The sequence below is a fragment of the Curtobacterium sp. UNCCL17 genome, assembly GCF_000686685.1.
GTDB classification, from domain to species: Bacteria; Actinomycetota; Actinomycetes; order Actinomycetales; family Microbacteriaceae; genus Curtobacterium; species Curtobacterium flaccumfaciens.
This window is the reverse complement of record NZ_JMLI01000021.1, coordinates 96,899-123,873: the sequence shown is the minus strand read 5'-3', so window position 1 is coordinate 123,873 and position 26,975 is coordinate 96,899. Positions and strand designations below refer to the sequence as shown.

Genomic DNA, 26,975 nt, shown 5'->3' with positions numbered 1-26,975 from the left:
GTCCGTGGTGCTGGGGAGATCAGCCCTTCTTGGCGAGCTCCTCGAGGGTGTCGTTGCCCTTGTAGGCCTCGACGGCGTTGTCCTTGGTGACCAGGACCGGCGTGAGCTCGATCGCGGGGACCGTCTTCTTGCCGTTGTAGTTGTTCGTCTTGTCCATCTTCGTGTCGGGCTTGTCGCCCTTCGACAGCGTGGAGACGAGGTCGACGGCCGCCTGGGCCTCCTTCGACGTGTCCTTGAAGATCGTCGAGTACTGCGTGCCCTGCATGATGAGCGGGATGGACGCGGTCTCCGAGTCCTGGCCCGTCACGACGGGGTTGTCCTTGCCGGCGGCCTTGGTCGCGGTGAGGATCGCACGGGCGAGGGTGTCGTTCGGCGACAGGACGCCGTCGAGCTCGGTGTCACCCGTGTAGTACTGCGAGAGCAGGTCGGTCATGCGCGACTGGGCCTTCTGCGCGAGCCAGCCCTGCGTGACGACCTTCTGGAACGTGGTCTGACCGGAGACGACCTTGATCGTGCCGTCGTCGATCTTCGGCTGCAGGACGTCCATCGCACCGTTGAAGAACACGGTCGCGTTGGCGTCGTCCGGCGAACCGGCGAAGAGCTCGACGTTGTACGGCTTGTCGCCCTTCTTCTCCTCGAGGCCCTTGAGCAGCGCCTCGGCCTGGAGCTGGCCGACCTTGAAGTTGTTGAACGCCACGTAGTAGTCGACGTTCTTCGTGTTCAGGATGTTGCGGTCCCAGGCGATGACGACGGCGCCACGGTCCTTGGCGGACTTGACCTGCGCGGTCAGCTGCGAACCGTCTGCGGCACCGATGATGACGGCCTTGGCGCCCTTGGTGATCATGCCCGAGATCTGCGACTGCTGGTCGGGGACCGGGTTGCCGGCGTTGGCGTACTGGATGTCGGCCTTGAAGCCGGCGTCCTCGATCGACTTCTTGAACGCGGCACCCGCGAGGACCCAGTTCTGCGAGGTCTTGGCCGGCAGGGCGACGCCGATGAGGTCGCCCTTCTTGATGCTGCTGGTGCTGCCGGCGTCGTCGGACGAGCCGCGTGCCGAGCAGCCGCTGAGGGCGAGGCCCGCGATGAGCGCCAGGCTGAGGCCGGCGACGATCTTCTTGCGCATGTGATTGCTTTCTCTTCGTTGAGGAGGTGTGGGGCCGGAGCCCCGCTGTGGGGAGGGGTGAACTAGGGGAGGGTGATCTTGTCCGGCTGGTCCTCGATGGACCGCGGCTGCTGGGCGGCCACCGTGTTCTGCTCGGTGTCCTTCCGCTGGAACTGCCGCATCATGCCGCCGATCAGCGACGGGCGTCCCTGCGACTTCGAGTAGACGTCGAAGGCGACGGCGACGAGCAGGACCAGGCCGCGGATGATCTGCACCTGGTTGGACTCGAGGCCCATGAGCTGCAGACCGTTCGACAGCAGCGCCATCACGAGACCACCGATGATCGAGCCGGAGATCGTGCCGACACCACCGGCGACCGCCGCTCCACCGACGAACACGGCGGCGATCGCGTCGAGCTCCCAGCCGGTGCCGTCCGCGGGGCCCGAGGCGCCGGAGTAGGCGACGAACACCATGCCGGCGATCGCGGCGAGGACCGACATGTTCATCATGACGAAGAAGTTGACCCGCCGCGCCGAGACGCCGGACAGGACGGCTGCGTTCGCGTTGCCACCCACGGCGTAGACCTGGCGACCGAAGATCGTGTTCTTCGTGACGAAGCCGTAGACGATGGTCAGGACACCGAGGATGATCGCGACGATCGGGACCGAGGTGCCGACCGGACCGGCGCCGAACAGGTACGTGGCGACGAGCGTGACGGCGACCAGGATGCCGGTGCGGACGATCGAGACCCACAGCGGCGGGACCTCGGCCTGCATCTTCCGACGGCGGGCACGGCCACGGGCCTCGATGATGATGAGCGCGAGGATCGTGACGAGGCCGATGAGCAGCGTGCCGTTGCTGAAGCCGAAGTCGGGGCCGAAGTCACCGAGGAAGCCGGCGCCGATCGGGGTGAAGGCGTCCGGGACGGGGACCGACGTCGAGTTGCCGATGATCTGGTTCACACCACGGAAGATGAGCTGACCGGCCAGCGTCACGATGAAGGCCGGGACCTTCACGAACGCGACCCAGAAGCCCTGCCACGCACCGATCAGGGCACCGCACGCGAGACCCAGGATGATGGCGGCCCACACCGGGAAGTCCCACACGGCCATGGACTGCGCCACGACGATGCCGACGACCGCTGCGACCGACCCCACCGACAGGTCGATGTGCCCCGCGATGATGACCATGACCATGCCGAGCGCCAGGATCAGGATGTAGGAGTACTGCAGGAACAGGTTGATGACGTTGGTCGGCTCGAGGATGAGCCCGTTCGTCGTGATCGAGAAGAAGATCAGCAGCACGATGAGCGCGATGATCATGCCGTACTGGCCGATGCTGTTGCCCTTGCCGAAGAGCAGTTTCAGGTTGTTCATGAGGCGGTGGCGCCCTTCCGCGCGGAGGTCATGCTGCGCATGAGCGATTCGGGATCGGCCTGGTCGGCCGGGAGGTCAGCGGTGATCTGGCCCTCGAAGATGGTGTAGATCCGGTCGGAGAGACCGAGGAGTTCTGGGAGCTCGGACGAGATGAGGATGATGCCCTTCCCCTCGGCGGCGAGCTGCTGGATGATCCCGTAGATCTCGAACTTGGCACCCACGTCGATGCCGCGGGTGGGCTCGTCGAGGATCAGGATGTCCGGGTCCGTGAACATCCACTTGGACAGGACGACCTTCTGCTGGTTGCCACCGGACAGCTTGCCGACGTTGTCCTCGACGCTCGGCACCTTCGTGCGGAGCATCTTGCGGTACTTCTCGGCGACCGAGTACTCCTCGAGCGAGTCGACGACACCGGCCTTCGAGATCTTCCGCAGGTCGGCGGCGACCGTCGAGCGCTTCACGGTGTCGAGCAGGTTCAGGCCGAGCGCCTTGCGGTCCTCGGAGACGTAGCCGAGGCCGTTCTCGATCGCCTGCTGGACGTTCGTGACCTTGATCTCGCGGCCGTCCTTGATGATCTGGCCGTCGAGCCAGGTGCCGTACGAGCGACCGAACAGGCTCATCGCGAGCTCGGTGCGTCCGGCGCCCATCAGGCCGGCGAAGCCGACGATCTCACCGCGGCGGACGTGGAAGTTCGAGGCCTTGCAGACCAGACGCGACGAGTCGAGCGGGTGCTGCACGGTCCAGTTGCGGACCTCGAAGAAGGTCTCGCCGATCTTCGGGGTGCGGTCCGGGAAGCGCGACTCGAGCGAGCGGCCCACCATGCCGCGGATGATGCGGTCCTCGTTGACGCCGTCCGCCTTGACGTTGAGCGTCTCGATGGCCTTGCCGTCGCGGATGATCGTGATCTCGTCGGCGATCTGCTCGATCTCGTTGAGCTTGTGGCTGATGATGATGCTCGCGATGCCCTTGGCCTTCAGCCCGACGATCAGGTCGAGCAGGTGCTGCGAGTCGTTCTCGTTGAGCGCGGCGGTCGGCTCGTCGAGGATCAGGAGCTTGACGTCCTTGTGCAGGGCCTTCGCGATCTCGACGAGCTGCTGCTTGCCGACACCGAGGTTCTTGATCTGCGTGTCCGGGTCGTCGGCCAGGCCGACGCGGGCGAGCAGGTCCTGCGCACGCAGCTGCGCGGCGGTCCAGTTGATGACGCCACCGCGGCTCGGCTCGTTGCCCAGGAACAGGTTCTCGGTGATCGAGAGCTCCGGGATGAGCGCCAGCTCCTGGTGGATGATGACGATGCCGGCCTGCTCGGACTGCTTGATGTTCGAGAAGCGGACTTCTTCGCCCTCGTAGACGATCTCGCCGCTGTAGGTGCCGTACGGGTAGACGCCCGACAGGACCTTCATCAGGGTCGACTTGCCGGCGCCGTTCTCGCCGCAGATCGCGTGGATCTCGCCGGCACGGACGCTGAGGGAGACGTCGGCCAGCGCCTTCACACCAGGGAACTCCTTGGTGATCGAGCGCATCTCGAGGATCGTCTCGGGTGCGGTGATCGACCGGGTCTCGAGGCCGGTGTCGATCGGGGTTGACGCCACAGTGCATCTCCTTCTGCCGCTTCGGTGCGGCAGTGTGTTCGGGTGGTTCTGCTGCGGCAGCGAAAGCACAGGGGGCCTGTGAGGACTTCGTTGTCGCGTCCGGATCCGGCTCGGTGTGACGCTCATGTGAACGGTCACATCGGCTGGACGGAGGCAATTTACGCACAGCCTCGGTGCGGCTGTCAATTCGGATTGGTCGCGTTTTCGTAACGGCGTGCGTGATCCGGAGGGAACGTCCCCCGGGTTGGGGCCAGGGGCCCCGGAAACGGGCGTTTCGTTGCGTGGATCCGCATGCGCGGACGGGAGGCCCGTGGCGGGCCGGCCACGGGCCTCCCGTCCGCTTCGTGGTCGCGTTCGGAGCCGCGCTCGGAGCCGCGCTCGCCGGTGCGCCGCGGCCGTGCGGTTCCGGGCGTGGCTGGTGCTTCCGGGCGTACCCGGTGGTTCCGGGCGTACCTGGTTGGAAGTTTTCGGCAGGGATGCCCGTTCGTGGCAGGTATGCCCGTTCCTGGCAGGTACTGCGGGGCGGCCGGGTGGTTCCGGGCGTACCTGGTCGTTCCGGGCGTACCTGGTGCTTTCGGGCGTACCTGGTCGGAACTTCGTCGCAGGTATGCCCGTTCGTTGCAGGTACTCGGGGCGTTTCGCGGCCCGAGGTGCGTCAGCGCGTGCGGGGTGCGCTGGTGGAGGCGCGCACGACCAGCTGCGGGACGATGTCGATCGGGCGGAGCAGTTCGCCCTCACTCGGCAGCAGCAGGTCCACGCAGCGACGCCCGAGCTCGGCGAAGTCGACCTGCACCGTGGTGAGCGGCGGCCAGAAGTGCTTCGCCTCGGGGATGTCGTCGTAGCCGACCACGGACAGGTCGCCCGGGACGTCGAGTCCGTACGAGCGTGCCGCGTGCATCACCCCGAGCGCCATCTGGTCGTTCGAGCAGAAGATCGCGGTGCAGTCCCGCCACCGCAGCAGCTCACGGCCGGCGTGGTAGCCGAAGTCGGCGGTCCAGTCGCCCAGGATCGGCGGCGCGACGGCCATGTCGCGGTCGGACATCTCGCGCAGGAACCCCTGCATGCGGGCGTCGGCCTCGATCCAGTCCTGTGGTCCGGCGATGTGCCGGACGTACTCGTGCCCCAGGTCGAGCAGGTGTGCGGTCGCGAGTCGTGCGCCCTCCATCTGGTCCACCCACAGGGCCGTCGGGTCCTCGCCGACGCTCGCGCGCATTGTGACGTAGGGAGTGCGGATGCCGAGCTCCGCGATCAGGTCGAAGACCCGCTGCTGGGGTGCGATGACGACGATGCCCTCGACGTCGAGGTCGAGCAGGTGCCCGAGTCCCTCACGCACGGCGGCATCGGTCGCCTCGGCGATGTTCGCCGTCGTGACCGAGTAGCCGCGGAGCATCGCCGCGTCCTCGATCGCCTGCAGCGCCACGGCGGGACCGTAGTGGGCGCGGCGGGCCGTCAGGACGCCGATCGTGTGGGTCCGGCTCGTGACCAGGGCGCGTGCGGCCCGGTTCGGCCGGTACTGCAGCTGCTCCATGGCCGCCAGGACCTTGTCGCGTGTCTCGGCCCGGATCGCATCCGAGTTGTTCAGCACCCGCGAGACGGTCTGGTGCGAGACGCCCGCGATCCGTGCGACGTCACGGATGCTGGGCGAACGCGGTTGCTGTGTCCGCGATGACGCCATTGCTGCTCGTTTCCGCCCGGGCGTCGTGGCACATCGATGTGCACGTTCACATTCCGGGCCAGATCATTATGCACGTCCGGCGGATCGACGCCACCTGTGCGTCGATCCGCCGTCCGCTCAGAGCCAGTTGCGCCTGCGGAAGATCGCCCAGAGCACGCCCATCAGCAGGAGCATGCCGAGGATCGCGACCGGGTACCCGTAGTGCCAGTGCAGCTCGGGCATGTGGTCGAAGTTCATCCCGTACACACCGGCGATCAGGCCCGGTGCGAACAGGATCGCCGCCCACGACGAGATCTTCTTCACCTCCTCGCCCTGGCGGTGTGCTGCCCGGGTGAGTTGCCGGCTCTCCTCACCCTGGGCCAGGCTCGCGCTGGTCATCCGGCGCATCGCCTCGTTCTGCTCCTGCGACACCAGGGTGGCGTGCAGGGTCAGGGCGTTCTCGAGCAGGGCGCGGAACGAGTCGACGCGCTCGGTGACACGGAGTGCGTGGTCGTGCACATTGCGGAGTCGGTGCTGCACGTCGTCGTCCACGCCGTACTTGTCGGCACCGCGGAGCAGCCCCGTGACCATCGCAGGCACCGGGGTGGTGGCGCGCTGGAACGCCAGGACCTCACTGAGCAGCTGGTAGATGCGCTTCGAGACCCCTGGGTCGACCTGCCCGGCGAACAGCTGGTCCTCGATGGCGTCGATCTGCTCCTGCAGGACCCGGACGACGGGGCCGTAGCCGTCCACGACCTCGTCGAGCACGGCCGCGGTCACCGCCTCCGACCCCTTCGCCAGGAACTCCGGGTCCGCCTCGACCTGCGCCCGAAGCGCCGCCAGGTCGGGTCGGGCGGCGTGCCGGACGCTCACGACGAAGTGGTCGCCGACGAACAGGTGCACCTCGCCGAACTCCACGGTGCCCTCGGACGGGTCGAACCAGGCCGGCCGGAGCACCAGGAACAGGGTGTCGCCGTAGCGCTCGAGCTTGGCGCGCTGGTGTCCCTTGCGGGCGTCCTCGACGGCGTTCTCGTGCAGGTCGAACTCGGTGGCGACGGCCTCGAGCTCGTGCGGGTCGGGCCGGAGCAGCCCGATCCACGTCAGGTCACCTCGAGCCGGTCGCGACAGGGTCGACGGAGACTCCACGCGGCGTCCCCGGACGTAGATCGCGTTGTCGATCAGTGCCATGTGCGTACTCCTTCGGTGGGGAGCAGGCGGGCGCGATGACGCCCCGGAGGTGATCCGGGACGGGGCAGGGTCAGCGAGCGGGCGCGACGACCGACACGGGCGGCCGGCCCGATCGAGGATGGTCACCCGACATCGCGCCTCACCTGCCCTTCTCGTCTCGTCGTGGCGGCGCCCGGAGCGCTGCCGACGGTCGAGCGTACGCCTGCGTCGCGGGCCGGACAACCCGTCGCGGCAGGCGCAGGAGCGTCAGCGCGTGACGTGCAGCCCAGCGGTCTCGAGCTCGGCGAGCTGCCACCCGAGCCACGGGCTCCAGGCGAACGGCGCGCCGGCGACGGCCTGCCTGAGAGAGTCCTCGGACACCCATGCCCACTCGGCGACCTCGTCGTCCGCGGGCACCGGGGTGTCGTCGGTCACGGCGCGGAAGACGGGGCAGACCTCGTTCTCCACGATGCCCGAGGCGTCGACCGCGCGGTACCGGAACTCCGGCAGCACGACCTCGACGTCGCGCACGGTGATGCCGAGCTCGCGGGAGGCCCGACGGGCGATCGCGTCCTCGAAGGACTCGTCCGGACCGGGGTGGCCGCAGAAGGTGTTCGTCCACACCCCCGGCCAGGTCTTCTTCGACAGTGCCCGCCGGGTCACCAGGACGTCACCGTCGGTGTTCCGGACGTGGCACGAGAACGCCAGGTGCAGGGGCGTGTGGGCTGTGTGCACCGTGAACTTGTCCGCCGTGCCGATCGGGGTACGGTCGTCGGCCAGGAGCACCACGGATTCAGGGAAAGCGTTCATCTGTGTCGATAGGTTAGGCCAATGAGCGAGGAAGCGACCACCGTGCCGCACATCGACCTCGCGCTCGTCGACGACTGCCTCGAGCGCTTCTTCGCCGTGTCGTCGGCGCGCGCCGAGCGCTACGGCCGACCGTCGGAAGAACTGTGGCGCGTGCTCCGCAAGGCGAGCATGGGCGGCAAGCGCTTCCGGCCCCGCATGGTCATGACCGCGTACGCCGGAATGGGCGGCACCGACGCGCACGCCGCCGCCAACGTCGCAGCGGCGTACGAACTCCTGCACACCGCACTCGTGGTGCACGACGACGTCATCGACCGTGACTGGTCGCGCCGCGGGCAGCCGAACGTCGCCGGGTCGTTCCGCGACAACGGGACGACGGGTGGCCTGCCGCTGCCGACCGCCGAGCACCGGGGGATGAGCGCCGCCGTGATCGCCGGTGACCTGGCGCTCGCCGGGGCGCCCCGCTTCATCGAGGCAGCGGGCGTCGACGGCACCCGGCGCGAGCGACTGCTCGAACTGTTCGACGAGGCCGTGTTCGCGAGCGCTGCCGGTGAGATGACCGACGTCGATCTCGCACTCGGCGTGATGCCGACGGTGGAAGAGGTCCTGGCGATGGAGCGGGCGAAGACGAGCGTGTACTCGTTCGAGGCTCCGCTGCAGTCCGGCGCCGTGCTGGCCGGCGCCGACGAGGAGATCGTCACCGCCCTCGGTGCCTTCGGTCGCGAGATCGGCATCGCGTACCAGATCGTCGACGACCTGCTCGGGGTCTTCGGCGACGAGACCATGACCGGCAAGACCGTGCTGGGCGACCTGCGCGAGGGCAAGCGCACGATGCTCATCGCCTACGCGGCGACCACGGACTGCTGGCCGGACCTCGAGCCGTACCTCGGCGACCCGGACCTGACCGAGGCCCGTGCGGACGAGGTCCGTGCGACCCTGGTCTCCTGCGGTGCGCGCGGCGCCGCGGAAGAACGCGTCGCCGACCACACCGCACTCGCCCGGGCCGAGCTCGCCCGGCTGCCGTACGACCTCGCCGACCGCCTGGAGGCCCTCGTGACCGAACTCGTGGAGCGCGCCCGGTGACCCACAGCACCACCACGGCGACCGGATCCCGTCCGGCTCGCCTCCAGCTCTACGACGCCACGGCCGAGGCCGCGTCGGGCGTCGTCATCGACCGGTACTCCACATCGTTCGGCCTGGCGAGCCGGATGCTCGCCCGCGACACGCGCGAGCACATCCGGAACGTCTACGCGCTGGTGCGCGTCGCCGACGAGGTCGTCGACGGCCCCGCGACCGAAGCCGGGCTCGACCGCGAGCTCGCCCGCACGGTGCTCGACGAGCTCGAGGCCGACACCGAACGGGCCATCGCGCTCGGCTTCTCGGTGAACCCGGTCGTCCACGCCTTCGCTCGGACCGCCCGCGCCACCGGCTTCGGCGCCGAGCTCACCGCCCCGTTCTTCGCCTCGATGCGCATGGACCTCGACCGCACCGAGCACGACGACGCCTCGTTCGACGCGTACGTGTACGGCTCCGCCGAGGTCGTCGGCCTGATGTGCCTGCGCGCGTTCGTGTACCGGGCCGGTCGTCCGACGTTCGACCAGGCCGAACTCGTCGCCGGGGCGCGTGCGCTCGGCGCCGCGTTCCAGAAGGTGAACTTCCTGCGTGACCTGCACGCCGACTTCGAGGTGCTCGGTCGCTCGTACTTCCCGGGCGTCGACATCCGGTCCTTCGACGAGGCCACGAAGGACCGCCTGGTCGCCGACGTGCAGGCCGACCTCGACCACGCCGCACGGACGATCCGGCTGCTGCCGGCCGACGCCCGCAACGCGGTCGGACTCGCACACGCGCTGTTCCAGGAACTCAACGACCGACTCGCGCGCACGCCGGCGAGCCGCCTCGTCACGACGCGCGTGCGCGTCCCCAACCCGGTGAAGGTGCGCCTCGCGGCGCAGGTCCTCGCCGGACGCACACCGCTCCGGTCGCGCGTCACCACCCACCGGCCGGGAGGCTCCTCATGACCCCGCCCCGCGCCTCCCGACCGACGACGGTCGCCACCACCACCCGGCGCAAGGTGCCCGCACGCCGCGCCGTCGTCATCGGCGGCGGCATCAGCGGCCTGGCGGCCGCCGCGCTGCTCGCACGCGACGGCTTCTCGGTGACGGTGCTCGAGCAGCGCACGCAGCTCGGCGGCCGTGCCGGCTCGTGGGAGCAGGACGGGTTCCGGTTCGACACCGGGCCGTCGTGGTACCTCATGCCCGAGGTCTTCGACCACTTCTTCCAGCTGCTCGGGACGTCGGCCGAGGCCGAACTCGACCTGGTGAAGCTCGACCCCGGTTACCGCGTCTACAGCGAGGGCCACGACGAGCCGATCGACCTGCGGGCCGACGCCGAGGCCAACATCGCGCTGTTCGAGTCCATCGAGCCCGGTGCCGGCGAGCGGATGCGGAAGTACCTCGCGTCGGCCGAGGACACCTACACGATGGCAGTGCGCCGGTTCCTCTACACGAGCTTCCAGGACCTCACGAAGCTCGCCGCACCCGACGTCCTGCGTCGCCTGCCCAAGCTCGCGCGCCTGCTGCTCGAGCCGCTCTCCACCTTCGCCGAGACCGCGGTGCGCGACCGTCGACTGTGGCAGATCCTCGGCTACCCGGCGGTGTTCCTCGGCACGAGCCCGTACGCGGCACCGAGCATGTACCACCTGATGAGCCACCTCGACCTGGCCGACGGCGTGCTGTACCCGAAGGGCGGCATCACCGAGGTGATCTCCGCCGTCGAGCGGGTCGCCCGGGCCGAGGGCGCGAAGATCATCGCCGGTGCGAAGGTCGAACGGATCGTCGTCGAGGACGGCATCGCCACCGGGGTCGTCCACCGCGACCGCGACGGCGTGCAGCACACGGCCCCCGCCGACCTCGTGGTCAGCGCTGCCGACATGCAGCACACCGAGATGCAGCTGCTCGACCGTGAGCACCGCACCCACGGCGCCGACCACTGGAAGAAGCGCGACCCGGGTCCGAGCGCGGTGCTCGTGTACCTCGGCATCGACGGTCCGACGCCGGGCCTGCTGCACCACACCCTGGTGTTCACCGCGGACTGGAAGGCGAACTTCGGCGCGATCTTCGGAGACGACCGGCACGTGCCGGACCCCGCCTCGATCTACGTCTGCGCCCCCTCGGAGACCGACCCGAGCGTCTCCCCGCCCGGCACCAGCAACCTGTTCATCCTGGTGCCCCTACCCGCCGACCTGTCGATCGGCAAGGGCGGCATCGACGGTGCCGGTGACTACCAGGTCGAGCAGATCGCGGACCGTGCCATCGACGTGCTGGCCGAGCGCGCCGGGGTGCCGGACCTGCGCGACCGCATCCGGGTCCGACGGACGATCGGGCCGCGCGACTTCGCCGACGACCTGAACGCCTGGAACGGCTCGATGCTCGGCCCGGCGCACACCCTGAAGCAGAGTGCGTTCTTCCGCGAGAAGAACGCGTCGAAGAAGGTCGAGGGGCTGTACTACGTCGGCGCCTCGACGATCCCGGGGATCGGTCTGCCGATGTGCCTGATCAGCGCCGAGGTCCTGCTCAAGCGCATCCACGGCGACCGGAGCACCGAGCCGCTGCCGACGCCCCTCGGGGCTCCGCGGGACCGGACCGAGACCGCCTGATGCCCGGGGTCTACCTCGCCGGCCTGGTGGTGTCCCTGGTCGGCATGACCGTGCTGGACGCCCGCTTCCGGCTGTTCTTCTGGCGGGCACCGTGGCGGGCGGCGGCCGTGATGGTCGTCGGTGTCGCGTTCTTCATGGTGTGGGACGTCGCCGGTGTCGCTGCCGGCATCTTCTTCATCGGGCCGCAGAACCTGCTCACCGGGGTGCTCCTGGCGCCCGAGGTCCCGCTCGAGGAGCTCTTCTTCCTGCTGCTGCTCTGCTACTCGACGATGGACCTGGTCGGCTTCGTCCGGCCCCTGGTGCAGCGGGCGACCGATCGGCGGCGTGCGTGAACGGCACCGGGGCCTACGCGCTCCTGGCCCTGCCGTTCTTCGGCGTCACGGCCGTCGTGGCCGTGGCCGCCGGCGTCGTCGCCGCCCGCCGGGCCCGTGCGGCGGGTCGACGGCCGGCCCTCGGGCGCCGGGTCGCGATGCTCACGTCCGTGATCGCCGGCATCGCGCTGCTCGTGATGACGATGGTGTTCGACAACGTCATCGTCACGCTGCGGATCGTCGCCTACGACCCCTCGCTCATCAGCGGTGCGAAGATCGGTGCGATCCCGGTCGAGGACCTCGCCTACGCGATGTCCGCCATCGTGCTGCTGCCCAGCCTGTGGGTCCTGTTCGACCGGACCGGCGCGCGCCCCGCGCCCGACCCGACCCCAGTACCAGCGGAGCCAGCACCAGCAGAGGACATGAAGTGAACGCCAGCACCGCCTCCAGGCCGTCGACCCTGCGCGCCCTGTTCGTGTCGTCACGCCCGATCAGCTGGGTGAACACCGCCTACCCGTTCGGCGCCGCGTACCTGCTCGGCAGCGGGGTCGGCGTCGAGGGCGGCGGCGGGTTCTCGCTCGTCGCGTTCCTGGTCGGTGTCGTGTACTTCCTGGTGCCCTACAACCTGGCGATGTACGGCATCAACGACGTCTTCGACTACGAGTCCGACCTCCGCAACCCGCGCAAGGGCGGTGTCGAGGGCGCCCTGCTCGACAAGAGCGTCCACCGCACCACGCTGTGGGCCGTCGTCGTCACGAACGTCCCCTTCCTCGTCGCGCTCGTGGTGCTCGGCGCCGTCAGCGGCAACGGGCCGTGGTCGTGGCTCGTCCTGGCGATCAGCGTGTTCGCGGTCATCGCGTACTCGGCACCGGGGCTGCGGTTCAAGGAGAAGCCGTTCCTCGACTCGCTCACGTCGAGCACCCACTTCGTCTCACCGGCGATCTACGGCCTCGCCCTGGCCGGCCCGCACTGGACCGGGGAACTCGTCGCCGTCTGCATCGCGTTCTTCCTGTGGGGTGTGGCCTCGCACGCGTTCGGTGCCGTGCAGGACGTCCTGGCCGACCGCGCCGGCGGCATCGGCTCCGTCGCGACCGTGATCGGTGCCCGGGCCACCGTCCGCCTGGCCTTCGTCGCCTACCTGGTCGCCGGGGTCGCGCTGCTGTTCTCGGCGTTCCCGGGCCCGATCGCCGCGGTCGTCGTCGTGCCGTACGCGCTCAACGTGCTGCCGTGGTGGAACATCACGGACCAGGGTGCCGAGGCCGCGAACGCCGGGTGGAAGCGGTTCCTCTGGATCAACTACCTGGCGGGCTTCATCGTGACGATGGCGCTCATCGCGTACGCCTTCACGCACTGACAGACTGGACGCACGCACCGCGGCGTCCGTGGTGCGACACACCAGCCACGACGGCAGCCACGAAGGAGTGCACGCATGAGCGTCCGGATCATCCACGTCGGTCTCGGAGGGTGGGGCGGCAACTGGGCCCGCACCGCCATCCCAGAGGTGTCGGAAGTGCAGGTGGTCGGGATCGTCGACCCGTCGGCGCCGACGCTCGAGGCCGTGCGGACCGACCTCGGGCTCCCGGCCTCGGCGGCGTTCGGGTCCCTGACCGAGGCGCTCGCCGCGGTCGAGGCCGACGCCGTCGTCATCACCGCCCCGGCCGTGACGCACGTGCCGCTCGCGCTCGAGGCCCTCGACGCCGGCAAGCACGTCCTGGTCGAGAAGCCGTTCGCCAACACCACCGACGAGGCCGTCACCGCGGTCCGTCGCGCCGAGGAGCTCGGCCTGGTGCTGCAGGTCAGCCAGAACTACCGCTGGTACCCGGCGCCGCGGGTGGTGCAGGAGATGCTCGAGGCGGACGTCGTCGGCGAGGTCTCCGCGATCAACGTCGACTTCCGCCAGTGGGACAACGACCAGCCCGCCGAGACGTACCCGCACTACCGGTTCCCGCACGCGATGATCAACGACATGGCGATCCACCACTTCGACCTGCTCCGGATGATCACCGGGCAAGAGGCCGTCCGCGTCTTCGCCAAGGCGAGCTACCCCGCCTACAGCAAGTACCAGGACGAAGCGGTCGCCTCGATGATCATCGAGCTCGACGGCGGCACGGTCGTCAACTACCGCGGCAGCTGGCTGAGCCGTGGCCCGCGCACCGCCTGGGCCGGCGAGTGGAGCATCGAGGGCGAGGACGGCGAGCTCTGGTTCACGAGCCGCGACGGTGAGCCGAACGCCGTCGACGGCGACCGGGTCACCGTCCGCCGCACGCAGGACGACGTCGCCGAGCCGGTCGAGCTCCCCGTGCTCGCGCACACCGACCGCCAGGGTGGGTTGCAGGCGTTCGCCCGCTCGGTGCAGGGCGGCCCCGCTCCCGAGACGAGCGGGCGCGACAACCTGCGGAGCCTCGCACTGATGGAGGCCGCCGGCCGCTCCGCGGCGTCCGGTCTGCCCGAGGACGTGGTCGTCCCGTCCTGACCGCGACCACCCACGGCCTGGAGGCGCGGGGCGGGACCGCACCGCGCCTCCAGGCCGGCTCTGGTCGCGTCACGCCCCTTCGGCGACGTTTCGCGCTCACCGACAGTCCACGCGTCGGAGCGCCCGTGAGGTGTCGCTGAGCGCGTGGACTCGCGAGCTGGTCGCCGCGTCAGGCGGCCCCGGCCACCCGCCGCGCCTGCGCGACGGCCCGCCGCACGCCGAGCGACCAGCCCGGCCCGTGGCCGGGCAGCACGTGCTTCGCTTCGGTGTCCGCGAGCCGGTCGAGCGACGCGACCGCCGTGTCGACGTCGGAGGTCGCCGCGGGTGCCACGATCCGGGGTCCGATCCCGCCCGTGTACGGGTCGAAGGTGACGAGCGCGTCTCCGGCGATCACGGCGTCGCGGTCGGCGAAGTGCAGCGCCACGTGGCCGTCGGTGTGCCCCGGGGTCTCGATGATCCACGGGTTGCCCGGCACGTCGGCGCGGCTCTCCATCGGTTCGGTGTCCGCGATGCCGTCGACCGTGACCGCACCGGCCAGCAGCATCCGGCCCAGGGGGCGCAGCCCACCCGGGTGGAGCGCGACGAACCCGAAGCGGTTGGTCTGCGGCCGGTAGGAGTACGGGTGCGCGGCGAGGTGCCGATCGCCCGGGTGGACGAACACGGGCGTGCCCCAGTCGCGGTGCATCCGTGTGGCGGTGCCGACGTGGTCGAAGTGCCCGTGCGTGAGCAGGAGCCCCTCGACCTGGTCGGGCGTGTAGCCCAGGTCGTGCACGGCGAGCTGCAGGTGCGGCCACGCGGCGGGCAACCCCGCGTCGACGACGAGCAACCGATCGCCGGTCTCGACGAGGTACGTGTTGGTGTGTGCGATCTCGAGGCGGTGGATCCCCTCGGCGGCGTCCCGGAAGAGCATGTGCGGCACGGTAGACGCGGCCTGCTGGGCACGATCCCGGGTGGGACGTGTACGAAATGGGGAATGGCCAAGGACAGTCTGCCCGAGCTCGAACTCGCCAACGTGCGCACCCGTGAGGGCATCACGGACACCGTGACGGAGCTGAAGCGACGTGCGGACCTGCCCGCCCGGACGCGGCTCGCCGTCGCGAAGACGAAGCAGCGGTGGCACCGCGACCCCACGCCCCTGGTGGCGATGGGCATCACCGGACTGACCGGCGTCGCGGCGATCGTCCTCGGCATCGCGTTGCGGAACCGCCCCGCCGGGCACCTGGCCCAGCCGCCGGCGAACTCGGCGTTCACCGCGCTGCTGCCCTTCGGTGCGCGTGGCGACGCCCCCTCGGTGAAGGAGCAGGCGCAGACAGGCCGCAAGGGTCGGAAGGCGCGGGCCAAGGCGGCCGAGGAAGCGCTCGAGCAGGACCCGGCGCACCGCGCCCGCGTGAAGCAGCAGGTCGGCATCGCGGCGGTGCAGCGACGGGCGAACAAGAACCGCAAGCAGGCGGTCAAGCGGTCGAAGCAGGCCGTGAAGGCGAGAGGGTAGTCACATGGCGCACGAAGAGCACAAGCCGGACCCAGACGACGCCCGGAAGCCCGACAACCCCACCGACCTCAAGAAGCCCACGCTCGTCTACACGCTGAAGAAGACGCTGCGCGAGTTCACGAGCGACCAGTGCACCGACCTGGCGGCGAGCCTGACGTACTACTCGGTGCTCGCGCTGTTCCCCGGGCTGCTGGCGGTCGTGTCGCTGCTGGGCCTGGTCGGGCAGGCCGACAACACGATCAAGACCATGCTGCAGATCATCGGCAACATCGGGTCGGACCAGGTCGTGGACCTGATCAAGGAGCCGCTCGAGGGACTCGTCCGCTCGCCCGCCGCCCCGATCACGTTCATCGTCGGTGTCGTCGGTGCCCTCTGGTCGGCCTCCGGCTACGTGGGCGCGTTCGGCCGTGCCATGAACCGGATCTACAACGTCCGCGAGGGCCGACCGGTCTGGAAGCTCCGCCCGACCATGCTCGGCGTCACGGTGACCACCGTCGTCCTGCTCGTGATCGGTCTGCTGGTCCTGGTGAGCGGACCACTCGCCCGGAGCTTCGGCGACGTCATCGGCTTGGGCGACGTCGCCGCGACCGTGCTCCTCATCGTGCAGTGGCCGATCCTGCTCGTCATCGCGATCATCGTCGTCGCAGTGCTCTACTACTGGTCGCCGAACGTCAAGCAGCCGAAGTTCCGGTGGGTCAGCGGCGGCTCGATCCTGGCGATCCTCATCTGGATCATCGCCAGCGTCGGCTTCGGGTTCTACGTCGGGAACTTCTCGAACTACAACGCCACGTACGGCTCCCTCGGTGGGGTCATCGTGTTCCTGCTGTGGATCTGGATCACGAACAACGCCCTGCTCTTCGGTGCCGAGTTCGACGCCGAGATCGAGCGGGGTCGCGAGCTGCAGGCCGGCATCCGAGCGGAGGAGGACATCCAGCTCCCCGAGCGCGACACCCGCCAGATCGAGAAGCAGGACGAGAAGCGGGCGCAGGACGTGCTCGAGGGCATCCGCATCCGCCAGGGCGTCGACAACGACTGAGCGTCGTTCGTCTGACCGGCACGGGGTGCGCTGACGGGCGCTCTCCGGGTCGGGACGCTACGGTGCGAGCGTGCCGTCCTTCCTCGAGGGGCTCCCGTTCCGGTGGCTCGTCCTCGCGCTCTTCGTGATCGTGTTCTGCCGTGCGCAGGCCACGTACTGGGTCGCGCGGCTCGCGGTCACGGGTGCGTCCCGATCGCGGTGGGGCGGATGGCTGCGCTCGCCGGCGGTCCGTCGCGGTTCTGCACTGCTCGATCGCTGGGGGTTGCCCGTCGTGACGGTGAGCTTCGTCGTGGTCGGCCTGCAGACGGTGATGAACGCCGCAGCGGGGCTGGCACGGGTCGCCTGGTGGCGGTACACGATCGCGATGGTTCCGGGATGCGTGGCCTGGGCGTTCCTGTACGCGACGGTCGGGCTCGCCGTGTTCTGGGCGGTCGTCGCGGCCCTCGCCGGCTCACCGTGGGGCATCGCGGCGCTCGTGGGCCTGGTGGTCGTCGCCGGCGTCGCGCTGACGGTCCTGCGTCGTCGCCGCGACCGCACAGGAGGCCCGGCTCGGCTTCCGTAGGCTGGCCCACGTGACGACAGACCATCTCCAGAACCGTCCGGTCGCCCTGGTGACCGGAGCCAACCGCGGCATCGGCCGCGCGATCGCCGCCGACCTCGGCCGCACCCACCACGTGCTCGTGGGCGGCCGGTCCGCCGACGCCGTGGACGCCCTGGTCGCAGAGCTGCCGAGCGCGGCGCCGTTCGTCGGTGACCTGGGCGTGGGCGAGGTCCCCGCGCTGCCCGATCGGCTCGACGTCCTCGTGCACTCGGCCGGTGTCGAGCAGGGCACCACCGTCGCCGACACCCCGCGCGCGGTGTGGGAGCAGGTCTTCGCGACGAACGTGTTCGCGGTCGCCGAGCTCACCCGGTTGGCGCTGCCGGCGCTGCGGGCAGCCCGGGGCATCGTCGTGCCGATCAACAGCGGCTCCGGGTTCCACTCGGGCCCCGGCGGTGGCGTGTACGCGGCGTCGAAGTTCGCGCTGCGGGCCTTCGCCGACGCCCTGCGCGAAGAGGAGCGGGCGAACGGCGTGCGGGTGTCGAGCGTGCACCCGGGCCGGACCGACTCGGACATGCAGCGGCAGCTCGTGGCGAAGCTCGGGGAGACCTACGACACCGACTACTACCTGGCACCCGAGGACGTGGCCGCCGCGGTCCGCACCGTCGTCGACCTGCCCGAGCGCGGCACCGTCGAGTCGCTCGCGATCCGGCCGACCCGACGGCGCTGACGCCCGTCCCTCGACGGGTCATCGCAGCTCGATCCGTTCGTCGAGGTCGAGTCGCTCCAGGAACGTCTCGTCGTGGCTCACCACGACGAGTGCTCCCCGGTAGGCCCGCAGTGCGTCGACGAGCTGGTCGACGCTCGTCAGGTCGAGGTCGTTCGTCGGCTCGTCGAGCACGAGCAGCTGCGGCGGCGGGTCGGCGAGCACCAGGGACGCCAGCGCCACCCGGAACCGCTCCCCGCCGGACAGGTCCCCGGCCGGGCGGTCGACGGTGTCCCCGCGCACCAGGAACTTCGCCAGCCGGTTGCGGACCTCGGCGACGGGCACGTGCGGGGCGTCCCGGCGCACGTTGTCGAGCACCGTGGCGGTGTCGTCCAGGCTGTCCTTCCGCTGCGGCAGGTACGCGATCCGGTCGACGTGGGCGACGGCTCCGGTCTCGGGCAGCGGGTGCTCCCGGGCAGCGGGGTCGCCGACGAGCTGCTCGAGCAGGGTGGACTTGCCGACCCCGTTGTCCCCGGTGACGGCGATCCGTTCCGGCCCCTGCACGACGACGTCACGCCCGCGGACGGTCACGGTGGCGATCCGACGCGATGCCGGCACGTCCGGGTCGGGCAGGGTGACGTGGATCGACTCGTCGTCGCGCAGACGGAGCTCTGCCTCGCGCTTGGTGGCGAGGGCGGCAGCTTCGTCGTCCGCGTACCCGACGCGCAGTCGGCCGGCGGTCTCCTGCGCCTTCTTCCGCTGCTCGTTCGCCAGGATCTTCGGCATCGAGCGGCCCGCTTTCTCGCCGGCCTTCGCACGTCGGGCGATCTTGGTCTCCGCCTCGATGCGCTGCCGCTTCTCGGTGCGGTGCCGCTGGTCGGCGACCCGGACCTCGCGCTCGACGGCCGCCTGCTGCACGGCCAGGTGCTCCTCGAACGCGCTGAACGTCCCGCCGAACACGGTCATCGCCCCGGCGCGGAGCTCCACGGTCTCGTCGACGTGCTCCAGGAGTTCCCGGTCGTGACTGACGAGCACCAGGGTGCCGCGCCAGTCGTCGACCAGGTCGAGGAGCAGCCCGCGGGCCCGGCGGTCCAGGTTGTTCGTCGGCTCGTCCAGGAACACGATCGGCCGCGCGCGCAACCGGACCCCGGCGACGGCGACGAGCACCGACTGCCCGCCGGACAGCGTCGACACCGGCCGGTCGAGCTCGGTGCCGTCGAGCCCGACCCGGTCGAGCACCGCGGCTGCCCGTTCCTCCAGGTCCCAGTCGTCGCCGACCGCCTCGAGCTGCGCGGCCGTGGCGTCGCCGGCCAGGACGGCCCGGAGCGCCGTGAGGGTGGGCCGGACGCCGAGCAGGTCGGCGACGGTGTCGTCGTTCCCCGTTGCAAGGCGTTGCGGCAGGTGGTCGACGGGGCCGGACGTCGCGAGGCTGCCCGACGTGGGGTGGAGCCGGCCGGTCGCGAGCCGGACCAGCGTGGACTTGCCGGCCCCGTTCCTCCCGACCAGGCCGGTCCGGCCACGTCCGAAGGCGGCGGTGAGGTGGTCGAGCGCGACGGTGCCGTCGGGCCAGGCGAAGGTGACGTCGTGCAGGACGACGGACGGACTGGTGGGCATGGGGGTGTCTCCCGGTGTCGATGCTGGGCGCACGACACCGAGGCCACCGCGGTGCGGTGGAGCGCCCGACGGGGCGCGCGATCACGGTGTCAGCGCGTGGGCTGAGCGGTACCGGTGATCGACAGCAATCCGTCTGCTTCCGTCGGGGGACCCCCGTGTCCGCCATCCGTTCCGCCGGTCGGTCTCCCGCCCCGGCGGCCCCGCGATGACGACGAGGTGACCTCCACGGTAATCCCGTGACACGGGCACCCGCAAGGGATGACAGGCTGGGGGCATGCCGGAGAACCTGTTGCCGACCCCGTCGTCGAAGCCCGAGACCCTGCTGCCCGCCGAGCCGGAGGTGACCGCCGCGATCGAGGCGGAGGCCCCCGTCGCCAGCGTGGTGGTGTCCTACCCGTCGTCGAGCCTGGCGTGGGCGTTGCTCGCCGACGAGGCGTGGGCGCGCGGCGCGACCCTCGAGTCCTACGCCTACGCCCGTGTCGGGTACCACCGTGGGCTCGACGCGCTGCGCAAGGCCGGCTGGCGCGGTGTCGGCCCGGTGCCGTGGTCGCACGAGCCCAACCGTGGGGTCTTGCGGGCGCTGTTCGCCCTGCGCCGTGCCGCCGAGGCGATCGACGAGCCCGGCGAGCCCGAGCGCCTGACCGATTTCCTGAACGCGAGCGACCCCGAGGCCCTGCGCGCACTGTCCGCCGGCGCGTAGGCGTCGCGCTCCGCACAACCAAAGTCACCTCGAACCGCGGCAACCCGTGGTTCGAAGGGACTTTGGTTGTGCGAGCGAGCGCCGAACGCCGCGCCGCCGACCCCGACTAGCCCAGCAGCACGCTCCAACTGAACGCCTGCGGCCAGAGCTGGTGCTCCGGCAGCACGTCGAGCCCGCACGCCCGGCTGCCGAGCCCGTGCTGCGCGGCGTCGAGGTACAGGTACAGGTGGTCCGACGTCGGCAGCTCGTACGGGTGCTCGGCACGGTCGATCTGCTGCGCGCTCCACGGCGACAGGGTGAACCCCGCACGGTGCGACCCGACCGTCGACACCGTGAACGGCCCGACCGCCAGCGACCGGAGCGACGGCCGGTGCCCGGTCTCCTGCGGCCGCGAGTACGCCACCCCGAGTGACCGCACCGGAGCGGTGAACCGGCCGACGCGGGCAGCATGCGAAGAATCGGCGTACGACTCCAGCGGTCCGGTCCCGAACCAGGTGGCGTCCGCATCGGCCAGCGACGCCGGCAGGTCGAACCGCACCCCGATCCGCGGCCACGTGACGTCCCAGGCGCCGAACGGCACGGTGTCGGTCTGCAGCACGAGCCCGTCGGACGTCAGGGTCCAGCGGTGCGTGACCTCGAGGCCCCACCCGCTGTTCGCCGCCGCCACCCGCACCCGCTGCTCCAGACCGGAGTCGGTGCGCGACACCGACACCAGCCGGTGCGTCAGCCGGTCCAGCCCTCGGTCGCGCCAGCGCGTCGCCGACGGGGGAGCGGTCGGGTCGCCGACACCGTGCGTGAGCACCGGGTCCGCGGTCTCGTAGCCGCCCTGTGACGCCAGGCTGTCGTTGTCGGTCGGCGCACGCCAGAGCTCCAGGCGGGGCCCCGCGACCTCGTGGCCCTTCCAGGACACCAGGTCGCCGCGGGCGCTGAAGGTGCCGTCACCGAGTCGGTCGCCGTCCCACCCCTGCCGGGAGGCCCGTGGTGCGTCCGCCGCGCGCGCCGCGACGAGCCGCTGGGTGCGTGCGACGACGTGGCCGGTGTCCGCCCACGCGGTCGGCCCCGCCAGTTCCATGGTCAGGTCGAACCAGAGCTCGTCGCCGGGTGCGAGTTCGGACGTGGCCGCGTCGAGCACCTCGGAGGGCACCGGCACCGTCGCCGACTCACGTGCCGCGACGATGCCCGTGGACAGGCGCCCCGAGGCCTCGACGACGCCGTTCCGCGACAGGGTCCAGCACAGCCGGAGCCCGGCGGTCGAGGCCGAGTGGTACCGGTTCTCGACCAGCACCGTGGTGTCCGAGACCGCCAGGCGGATCGGGGCCACGACGGCGGCGAACTCGGCGAGCCCCGGCGTCGGGGTGTCGTCGGGCAGCACCAGGCCGTCCATCACGAAGTTGCCGTCGTGCACGACCTCGCCGAAGTCCCCGCCGTAGGCGTAGTAGTCCTCGCCGGTGGGCGTCTTCGCGAGCAGGCCGTGGTCCCGCCACTCCCACACGAACCCGCCGTGCAGTCGTGGGTACCGGTCGACCAGGGCCTCGTACTCGGCGATCTGCCCGGGGCCGTTGCCCATCGCGTGCACGTACTCGCAGTGGATGAAGGGCTTCGACCGCTGCCGTGCGGCCTCGGCCGGGCCGCAGCCGAGCAGGGGCGTCGGGGTGCCGCCGCCGATCGACTCGGTCTCCTGCAGCGTCGGGTACATCCGCGAGTAGACGTCGGTGTACTCGCCCGTGTAGTCGCCCTCGTAGTGGACCGGACGCTCGGCGTCGCGGTCGTGCACCCACTGCGACATCGCCGCGAGGTTCCGGCCGGTGCCGGACTCGTTGCCGAGCGACCACATCACGATCGACGCGTGGTTCTTGTCGCGCTCGACGGTGCGGGCGATGCGGTCGAGGTAGGCGTCGGCCCACGCCGGGTCGTCGGAGGGGTTGCCGACCCAGTCGGTGAACAGGAACCCGTGGGTCTCCAGGTCGCACTCCAGGATCACCCAGAACCCGAGCTCGTCGGCCAGGTCGAGCACGCGGGGGTGCGGCGGGTAGTGCGAGGTTCGGATGGCGTTGACGTTGTTCCGCTTCATCAGCGCCATGTCGGCGCGGGCGTGCTCCTCGTCGAACACCCGGCCGCGCACGGGGTGGGTCTCGTGCCGGTTCACGCCGTGGAACACCACGCGCTCGCCGTTCACCAGGAACCGGTCGCCGACGATCGACACGGTGCGGAACCCGAGCCGGAGCGACACCGTCTCGCCGGCCGCGCCGGCCGCCGCGGAGCCGGTCGACAGCGTCGCGTCGTACAGCTTCGGCAATTCGGCACTCCACGGCTCGACGCCCTCGACCTCGATCGGCGCGACGTCGTCCGCCGTGGCCCAGGTCACGTCGACGCCCAGGTCGGGCACCGCGAACCGCACCGGGAACACCGCGTCGAGCGTCGGGAACGTGATCGTGCCGGTCCCCGTCTCCGGCCGTCCCGACGCCGCGGTGCCCGCCGAGGCGGCCGTGCCGAGCGTCGCTCGCCAACCGGCCTGGACGAACACGTCGTCGATCGGCGCCGTGGGCCGGGCGAGCAGGGTGACGTCACGGAAGATGCCCGGCAGCCACCACTGGTCCTGGTCCTCCAGGTAGGACGCCGCCGACCACTGGTGCACCCGGACCGCGAGCTCGTTCGCTCCCGGGCGCACCAGCTCGGTGACGTCGAACTCGGTCGCCAGGCGGGAGCCCGTCGACCACCCCACGAGCGTCCCGTTCAGCCACACCCGGAAGTGGGACTCGACCCCGTCGAACCGCAGCAGCACCCGGCCGGCACCGTCGAACGACGACGGCAGCTCGAACGTGCGGCGGTGGTCACCTGTCGGGTTCTCCTCCGGCGGGTGCGGCGGGTCGATCGGGAACGGGTACTGCAGGTTCGTGTAGCTCGGAGCGCCGTGCCCGTGCAGCACCCAGTGCGACGGCACCGGGAGCTCGCCCCAGGCCGGGTCGTCGTCCTCCCCACCCTCGGTCGCGAAGTCCTCGGAGACCGAGGCAACGGGCGACCACCGGAACCGCCAGTCCCCGTTCAGCGACAGGGACGGGGCGTCGGTGTGCAGCCAGGCACGGGGTGCCAGCCGCGAGTCGGAGCCGGGTGCGGTGGACGAGAGTGCGGAGTGGGTCAACCCTTGACCGATCCTTCCGTGAGGCCTCCACGCCAGAAGCGCTGGAGGACGATGATGGCGATGACGAGCGGGATGACCGAGACGAGCACCCCGCCGGTGGTGAGCTGGTAGAACTCCGGCAGGCGGTCGACCTGCGAGCGCCAGTTGTTCAGACCCAGTGTTATCGGGTACAGCTTCTGGTCTGCCAGCATGATGAGCGGCAGGAAGAAGTTGTTCCAGATCCCGACCACCTGGAACAGGAACACGGTGACGAGCGCCGGGGTCATCTGCCGGAGCACCACGGTGTGGAAGATCCGCAGTTCACCGGCACCGTCGATGCGAGCCTGTTCGAGCAGGGTGGTGTCCACCGACGCGGCGGCGTACACCCGGCACAGGAACAGGCCGAACGGCGACACCAGGCTCGGGATGAGCACGCTCCAGTACGTGTCCGTCAGGCCCATCGACGAGAACAGCAGGAACAGCGGCAGCGCCGTCGCGGTCCCGGGCACGAGCACGCCGCCGAGGATCGTGCCGAACACGAACTGGCGCCCCCGGAAGTCGTACTTCGCCAGCGCGTACCCGCCGGCCGCGGCGAAGTAGGTGGCCAGGACCGCACCGACGCCGGAGTACAGGATGCTGTTCGCGATCCACCGGACGAAGATGCCGCCGTCGTAGGTGAACACCTGCTGCAGGTTGCTCCAGAGCGCGAACTCGCCGCCGAACCAGAACCCGTTGGTCGAGAACAGCGCGCCCGTGGTCTTCGTCGCTGCGATGACGACCCAGTACAGCGGGACGATGAAGTACAGCGCGACGACGACGAGGATCCCCGTGACGACGATCTGCGAGCGCGGCGACCGGTCGAGCTTCCGTCGCTGGTGCGCCGAGATCGACGTGGTGTCGACCGGGACGGCGGTCTTCGCCGTGGCCGGCGCTTCGATGGCTTCGCTGGTCATCGGTCAGTCCCTTCGGTGGTCGCGACGCGACCGGCCTGGAGGCCCGGGTCGGCTTGGGTGGTGACCGTGCTGCCCGCCGCAGCGCGCGTCCGGAGCGCGGTGCGGGCCTCCCGGCCGTCGCGCCGTGCGCGCTTGCGTCGGTCGCGTTCGTCCTTGGGTGGTCGGTTCGTCAGCGCGAGGAACGTGAACGACAGGATGAACGCGGCCAGCGCGATGATGACCGCCTGCGCACTCGCGACGCCGTACTCGTTGAACGCGAACGCGTTCGTGTAAGCGGCGTAGTTCGGCGTGTACTCGGTGTCGATCGCCGGGGCGACCGTCGACAGGATCTGCGGCTCCGCGAAGAGCTGCAGGGTGCCGATGATCGAGAACACCGTCGTGAGCACCAGGGCCGGCGCGATGAGCGGGATCTGGATCCGCCACGCGACCTGGAACGCGTTCGCTCCGTCCACCTTGGCGGCCTCGTAGACCTCGCCGGGGATGGACTTCAGCTGCGCCACGATGATGAGCATGTTGTAGCCGGTGTACGTCCACGTGACGATGTTCGCGATCGACCAAAGCACGCTGTTCGCGCCGAGGAAGTCCGGCTGCAGCCCCATCGACTGCAGCAGCGACACGATCGGTGACAGGCCGGGCACGTACAGGAACGACCACAGGATCGTGGCGATGACCCCGGGGACGCCGTACGGCATGAAGTAGATGGCCCGGAAGAAGCCCGGCCAGCGGGCGCTCGCCGACTCGAGCAGCAGCGCGAGGATCGTGCAGGCGATGATCATCACCGGGACCTGGACGATGCCGAAGAGCAGCATGCGGCCGATCGAGGCGACGAACCCGCTGTCCTGCAGGGCGATCGCGTAGTTGTCGAACCCGGCGAACCGGCCGACGACGCCGTCCTCGCCGAACAGGCCCTCGCGGTCGACGGTGGTGAACGACTGGAACAGAGCGCTGATGATCGGGATGACGAACGTCAGCAGGAACAGCGCCAGGAACGGGGCGAGCAGGATCCACGGGGCACGCTTCTGCGCGCTCGTGGCCTTCGTGCTCGTGCGGAACGCGGGGGTGCCGCCTGCCGGTCGGCCGGTGGACCGTGGGGTGGTGGTCTGCTGGGTCATCGTGCCGTCCTGACGCTGAGGCCCTTGTCCTTGAAGGACTGGACGATCTCCCGCTGTGCGAGCTCCACGGCGTCACTGAGCTTCAGGCCCGAGGTGAGCTTGCGGCGGAACTGGTTCTGCAGGCTGGTGAAGGCCGACTGGGTCACCGGGGACCACGACCAGTCGATGTTCTGCTCCTTCGAGGCCGGCACGAAGACGTCCTCGTTGTAGTTCTGGCCGGAGAACCACTTCGACGGCTTCTCGCGCTGCGCCCCGATGTAGTCGACGGCGGGCGACCAGCCGATGCCGCAGTGCTTGATCATCGCGTCGATGCCCTCCTTCGAGGTGGTCATCCACGTGATGAACTCGAGCGCCTCCTTCGGGTGCTTCGCGTTCGCCAGGACCGCGGCGGTCGAACCGCCGATGGCGCTCGAGCCGAAGCCGTCGGCGCCCCACTTCTGCATCGGGGCGACCTTCCACTTGCCCTCGCCGCCCTGCACCGACTCGATCAGGGCGTCACCCCAGCTGGCGCTGGTGACCGCGGCGATCTTGCCGCTCGCGGCCGCGGCGTACCACCCGGGGGAGTACGCGCCGGCACTCGTGTCGACCAGCTTGTCGTCGATCACACCGTCGAAGAAGTCCGCGACCATCAGGGTCTTGTCGTCGGTCATGTCGACGACCCACTCGTCGCCGTCGACCTTGAACCAGCGCGCGCCGGCCTGCTGTGCGTACGCGGCGAACGGTGAGGCGTCGGCGACCGGGAACACCTCGAGGTAGTTCTGCTTCCCGGTGCTCCGGACCTTGTCGGCCAGGTCACGCCACTCGTCCCACGTCGTCGGGGGTTCGCCGCCGGCCTGCTCGAGGATCGCGGTCTGGTAGTAGAACCCCATCGGGCCGGTGTCCTGCGGGATGCCGTAGATGCCGTCGACGAACGACACCTGCGCCCACGCGGCCTCGTCGTACTTCGACTCGAAGTCCTTCGCGCCGTACCGGGCCAGGTCGACCAGGCCGTTCGCGAGCATGAACTCGGGGATCTGCCGGAGCTCGACCTGCCCGATGTCCGGGCCGCCGCCGGCCGCGAGCGCGGAGTACATCTTCTGGTACCCGCCGCTGTTGCCGCCGGGGATCCAGTTCGCCGACACCTGGATGTTCGGATGTGTCTCGTTCCAGACGTCGCAGACCTTCTGCAGGTCCTTGAGCCAGGCCCAGTAGGTGAGCTGGACGGTCTCACCCGAGGCCGCGGCGGGCACGAGGGCCGCCTTGTTGACGTTGGTCGAGCCCGGGACCGCACAGCCGGCGAGGAGTCCCGCCGCCGCGGTGCCGAGGCCGAAGCCCAACAGGTGTCGTCTCGTGATGGGTCGTGGTCGTGGCGCCATTGCCGCACTCCGTTCGTCGTTGATCGGGGTTGTCCACACCCAACCACAGAACCGAACGCCGTTGTGGTTTCGTGGCCGACTCGTTGCTGTGGGCGCGGCGCCGAGGCAGGTGCAGGGCCGCCTGGGTGTTCCCTCACGACTGCGGACGGGATCAGGTCGTCGGGTGGAGTGTGGTCGCACGTGAGAGCGCCGGGGCTCATCGGCTCCGGCATCCGTCCGA

23 protein-coding genes and 1 pseudogene are annotated in these 26,975 nt (G+C 70.2%); 12 read left to right on the top strand and 12 right to left on the bottom strand.

Features of this window, described 5'->3' with window-relative positions:
- Nucleotides 1-19: 19 nt before the first annotated feature.
- The 6 genes from BR70_RS0103420 to idi form a co-directional block, all read right to left on the bottom strand.
- The gene (locus BR70_RS0103420) at nt 20-1,123 is read right to left on the bottom strand and encodes a substrate-binding domain-containing protein (RefSeq protein WP_027464932.1); all 1,104 of its coding nucleotides are present in this window, start codon (nt 1,121-1,123) and stop codon (nt 20-22) included.
- Between the two features lie 62 nt (nt 1,124-1,185).
- A complete protein-coding gene (gene mmsB / locus BR70_RS19315; protein ID WP_035807945.1) occupies nt 1,186-2,478 on the bottom strand; it encodes a multiple monosaccharide ABC transporter permease in 1,293 nt (430 codons plus the stop codon).
- Nucleotides 2,475-3,998 carry a multiple monosaccharide ABC transporter ATP-binding protein gene (gene mmsA / locus BR70_RS0103410; protein WP_051596601.1) on the bottom strand — a complete coding sequence of 508 codons (1,524 nt, stop codon included), beginning with the start codon at nt 3,996-3,998 and terminating at the stop codon, nt 2,475-2,477. The genes mmsB and mmsA overlap by 4 nt, the downstream gene beginning before the upstream one ends.
- 724 nt (nt 3,999-4,722) lie before the next feature.
- Entirely contained in the window at nt 4,723-5,742 is a 1,020-nt protein-coding gene (locus tag BR70_RS0103405; protein WP_017886425.1) for a LacI family DNA-binding transcriptional regulator, read from the bottom strand.
- A 117-nt stretch (nt 5,743-5,859) separates the two neighbouring features.
- The gene (locus tag BR70_RS0103400) at nt 5,860-6,909 is read right to left on the bottom strand and encodes a magnesium and cobalt transport protein CorA (RefSeq protein WP_027464930.1); all 1,050 of its coding nucleotides are present in this window, start codon (nt 6,907-6,909) and stop codon (nt 5,860-5,862) included.
- Nucleotides 6,910-7,155: 246 nt separating this feature from the next.
- Complete coding sequence (idi, locus tag BR70_RS0103395; RefSeq protein ID WP_027464929.1) at nt 7,156-7,698, bottom strand: isopentenyl-diphosphate Delta-isomerase; 543 nt, start codon at nt 7,696-7,698, stop codon at nt 7,156-7,158.
- 21 nt (nt 7,699-7,719) lie between these two features.
- Between idi and BR70_RS0103390 the strand changes: the two genes are divergently transcribed.
- The 7 genes from BR70_RS0103390 to BR70_RS0103360 all read left to right on the top strand — a co-directional run bounded on the left by BR70_RS0103390 (nt 7,720) and on the right by BR70_RS0103360 (nt 14,134).
- Nucleotides 7,720-8,778, top strand: a complete 1,059-nt coding sequence (locus tag BR70_RS0103390) for a polyprenyl synthetase family protein (protein ID WP_027464928.1) — start codon at nt 7,720-7,722, stop codon at nt 8,776-8,778.
- Nucleotides 8,775-9,713: a phytoene/squalene synthase family protein gene (locus tag BR70_RS0103385; protein ID WP_027464927.1), complete on the top strand. Its 939-nt coding sequence runs from the start codon at nt 8,775-8,777 to the stop codon at nt 9,711-9,713. Before BR70_RS0103390 ends, BR70_RS0103385 begins: the two co-directional genes overlap by 4 nt.
- Entirely contained in the window at nt 9,710-11,350 is a 1,641-nt protein-coding gene (crtI, locus tag BR70_RS0103380; protein ID WP_231495635.1) for a phytoene desaturase family protein, read from the top strand. Before BR70_RS0103385 ends, crtI begins: the two co-directional genes overlap by 4 nt.
- Nucleotides 11,350-11,682 (top strand): lycopene cyclase domain-containing protein, encoded by a 333-nt coding sequence (locus BR70_RS0103375; RefSeq protein WP_027464925.1) that lies wholly within the window; start codon nt 11,350-11,352, stop codon nt 11,680-11,682. The genes crtI and BR70_RS0103375 overlap by 1 nt, the downstream gene beginning before the upstream one ends.
- Nucleotides 11,679-12,092 carry a lycopene cyclase domain-containing protein gene (locus BR70_RS19310; protein WP_051596588.1) on the top strand — a complete coding sequence of 138 codons (414 nt, stop codon included), beginning with the start codon at nt 11,679-11,681 and terminating at the stop codon, nt 12,090-12,092. The genes BR70_RS0103375 and BR70_RS19310 overlap by 4 nt, the downstream gene beginning before the upstream one ends.
- Nucleotides 12,089-13,015: a prenyltransferase gene (locus BR70_RS0103365; RefSeq protein WP_027464924.1), complete on the top strand. Its 927-nt coding sequence runs from the start codon at nt 12,089-12,091 to the stop codon at nt 13,013-13,015. Before BR70_RS19310 ends, BR70_RS0103365 begins: the two co-directional genes overlap by 4 nt.
- Before the next feature lie 75 nt (nt 13,016-13,090).
- Nucleotides 13,091-14,134: a Gfo/Idh/MocA family protein gene (locus BR70_RS0103360; RefSeq protein ID WP_027464923.1), complete on the top strand. Its 1,044-nt coding sequence runs from the start codon at nt 13,091-13,093 to the stop codon at nt 14,132-14,134.
- Nucleotides 14,135-14,303: 169 nt separating this feature from the next.
- Here the strand turns inward: BR70_RS0103360 and BR70_RS0103355 are convergent, their stop codons facing one another.
- Nucleotides 14,304-15,044, bottom strand: a complete 741-nt coding sequence (locus BR70_RS0103355) for an MBL fold metallo-hydrolase (RefSeq protein WP_027464922.1) — start codon at nt 15,042-15,044, stop codon at nt 14,304-14,306.
- Nucleotides 15,045-15,107: 63 nt separating this feature from the next.
- Here BR70_RS0103355 and BR70_RS0103350 point away from each other — a divergent pair, with 63 nt between their 5' ends.
- The 4 genes from BR70_RS0103350 (at nt 15,108) to BR70_RS0103335 (ending at nt 17,927) form a co-directional block, all read left to right on the top strand.
- On the top strand, nt 15,108-15,623 hold the full coding sequence (locus BR70_RS0103350) for a hypothetical protein (protein WP_027464921.1): 516 nt from the start codon (nt 15,108-15,110) through the stop codon (nt 15,621-15,623).
- Between the two features lie 4 nt (nt 15,624-15,627).
- Nucleotides 15,628-16,659 (top strand): YihY/virulence factor BrkB family protein, encoded by a 1,032-nt coding sequence (locus BR70_RS0103345; protein WP_027464920.1) that lies wholly within the window; start codon nt 15,628-15,630, stop codon nt 16,657-16,659.
- A 70-nt stretch (nt 16,660-16,729) separates the two neighbouring features.
- Nucleotides 16,730-17,221 (top strand): VTT domain-containing protein, encoded by a 492-nt coding sequence (locus BR70_RS0103340; protein WP_027464919.1) that lies wholly within the window; start codon nt 16,730-16,732, stop codon nt 17,219-17,221.
- A 10-nt stretch (nt 17,222-17,231) separates the two neighbouring features.
- Nucleotides 17,232-17,927 carry an SDR family oxidoreductase gene (locus BR70_RS0103335; RefSeq protein ID WP_027464918.1) on the top strand — a complete coding sequence of 232 codons (696 nt, stop codon included), beginning with the start codon at nt 17,232-17,234 and terminating at the stop codon, nt 17,925-17,927.
- 18 nt (nt 17,928-17,945) lie between these two features.
- On the opposite strand, the gene BR70_RS0103330 is transcribed toward BR70_RS0103335, so the two are convergent.
- Nucleotides 17,946-19,517, bottom strand: coding sequence for an ABC-F family ATP-binding cassette domain-containing protein (locus tag BR70_RS0103330; protein WP_027464917.1), 1,572 nt, complete (start codon nt 19,515-19,517; stop codon nt 17,946-17,948).
- Between the two features lie 274 nt (nt 19,518-19,791).
- Here BR70_RS0103330 and BR70_RS0103325 point away from each other — a divergent pair, with 274 nt between their 5' ends.
- A complete protein-coding gene (locus tag BR70_RS0103325) occupies nt 19,792-20,217 on the top strand; it encodes a DUF3151 domain-containing protein (RefSeq protein WP_051596587.1) in 426 nt (141 codons plus the stop codon).
- A 106-nt stretch (nt 20,218-20,323) separates the two neighbouring features.
- Here BR70_RS0103325 and BR70_RS0103320 read toward each other — a convergent pair whose 3' ends face one another.
- The 4 genes and pseudogenes from BR70_RS0103320 to BR70_RS0103305 all read right to left on the bottom strand — a co-directional run bounded on the left by BR70_RS0103320 (nt 20,324) and on the right by BR70_RS0103305 (nt 26,755).
- Nucleotides 20,324-23,356: a glycoside hydrolase family 2 TIM barrel-domain containing protein gene (locus BR70_RS0103320; protein ID WP_027464915.1), complete on the bottom strand. Its 3,033-nt coding sequence runs from the start codon at nt 23,354-23,356 to the stop codon at nt 20,324-20,326.
- Entirely contained in the window at nt 23,353-24,288 is a 936-nt protein-coding gene (locus tag BR70_RS0103315) for a carbohydrate ABC transporter permease (RefSeq protein ID WP_027464914.1), read from the bottom strand. Before BR70_RS0103315 ends, BR70_RS0103320 begins: the two co-directional genes overlap by 4 nt.
- 152 nt (nt 24,289-24,440) lie before the next feature.
- Nucleotides 24,441-25,400, bottom strand: a pseudogene (locus BR70_RS0103310) (carbohydrate ABC transporter permease); the annotation flags it as partial.
- On the bottom strand, nt 25,397-26,755 hold the full coding sequence (locus tag BR70_RS0103305) for an extracellular solute-binding protein (protein WP_035807941.1): 1,359 nt from the start codon (nt 26,753-26,755) through the stop codon (nt 25,397-25,399). The gene BR70_RS0103305 and the pseudogene BR70_RS0103310, both read right to left, overlap by 4 nt.
- Nucleotides 26,756-26,975: the final 220 nt, after the last annotated feature.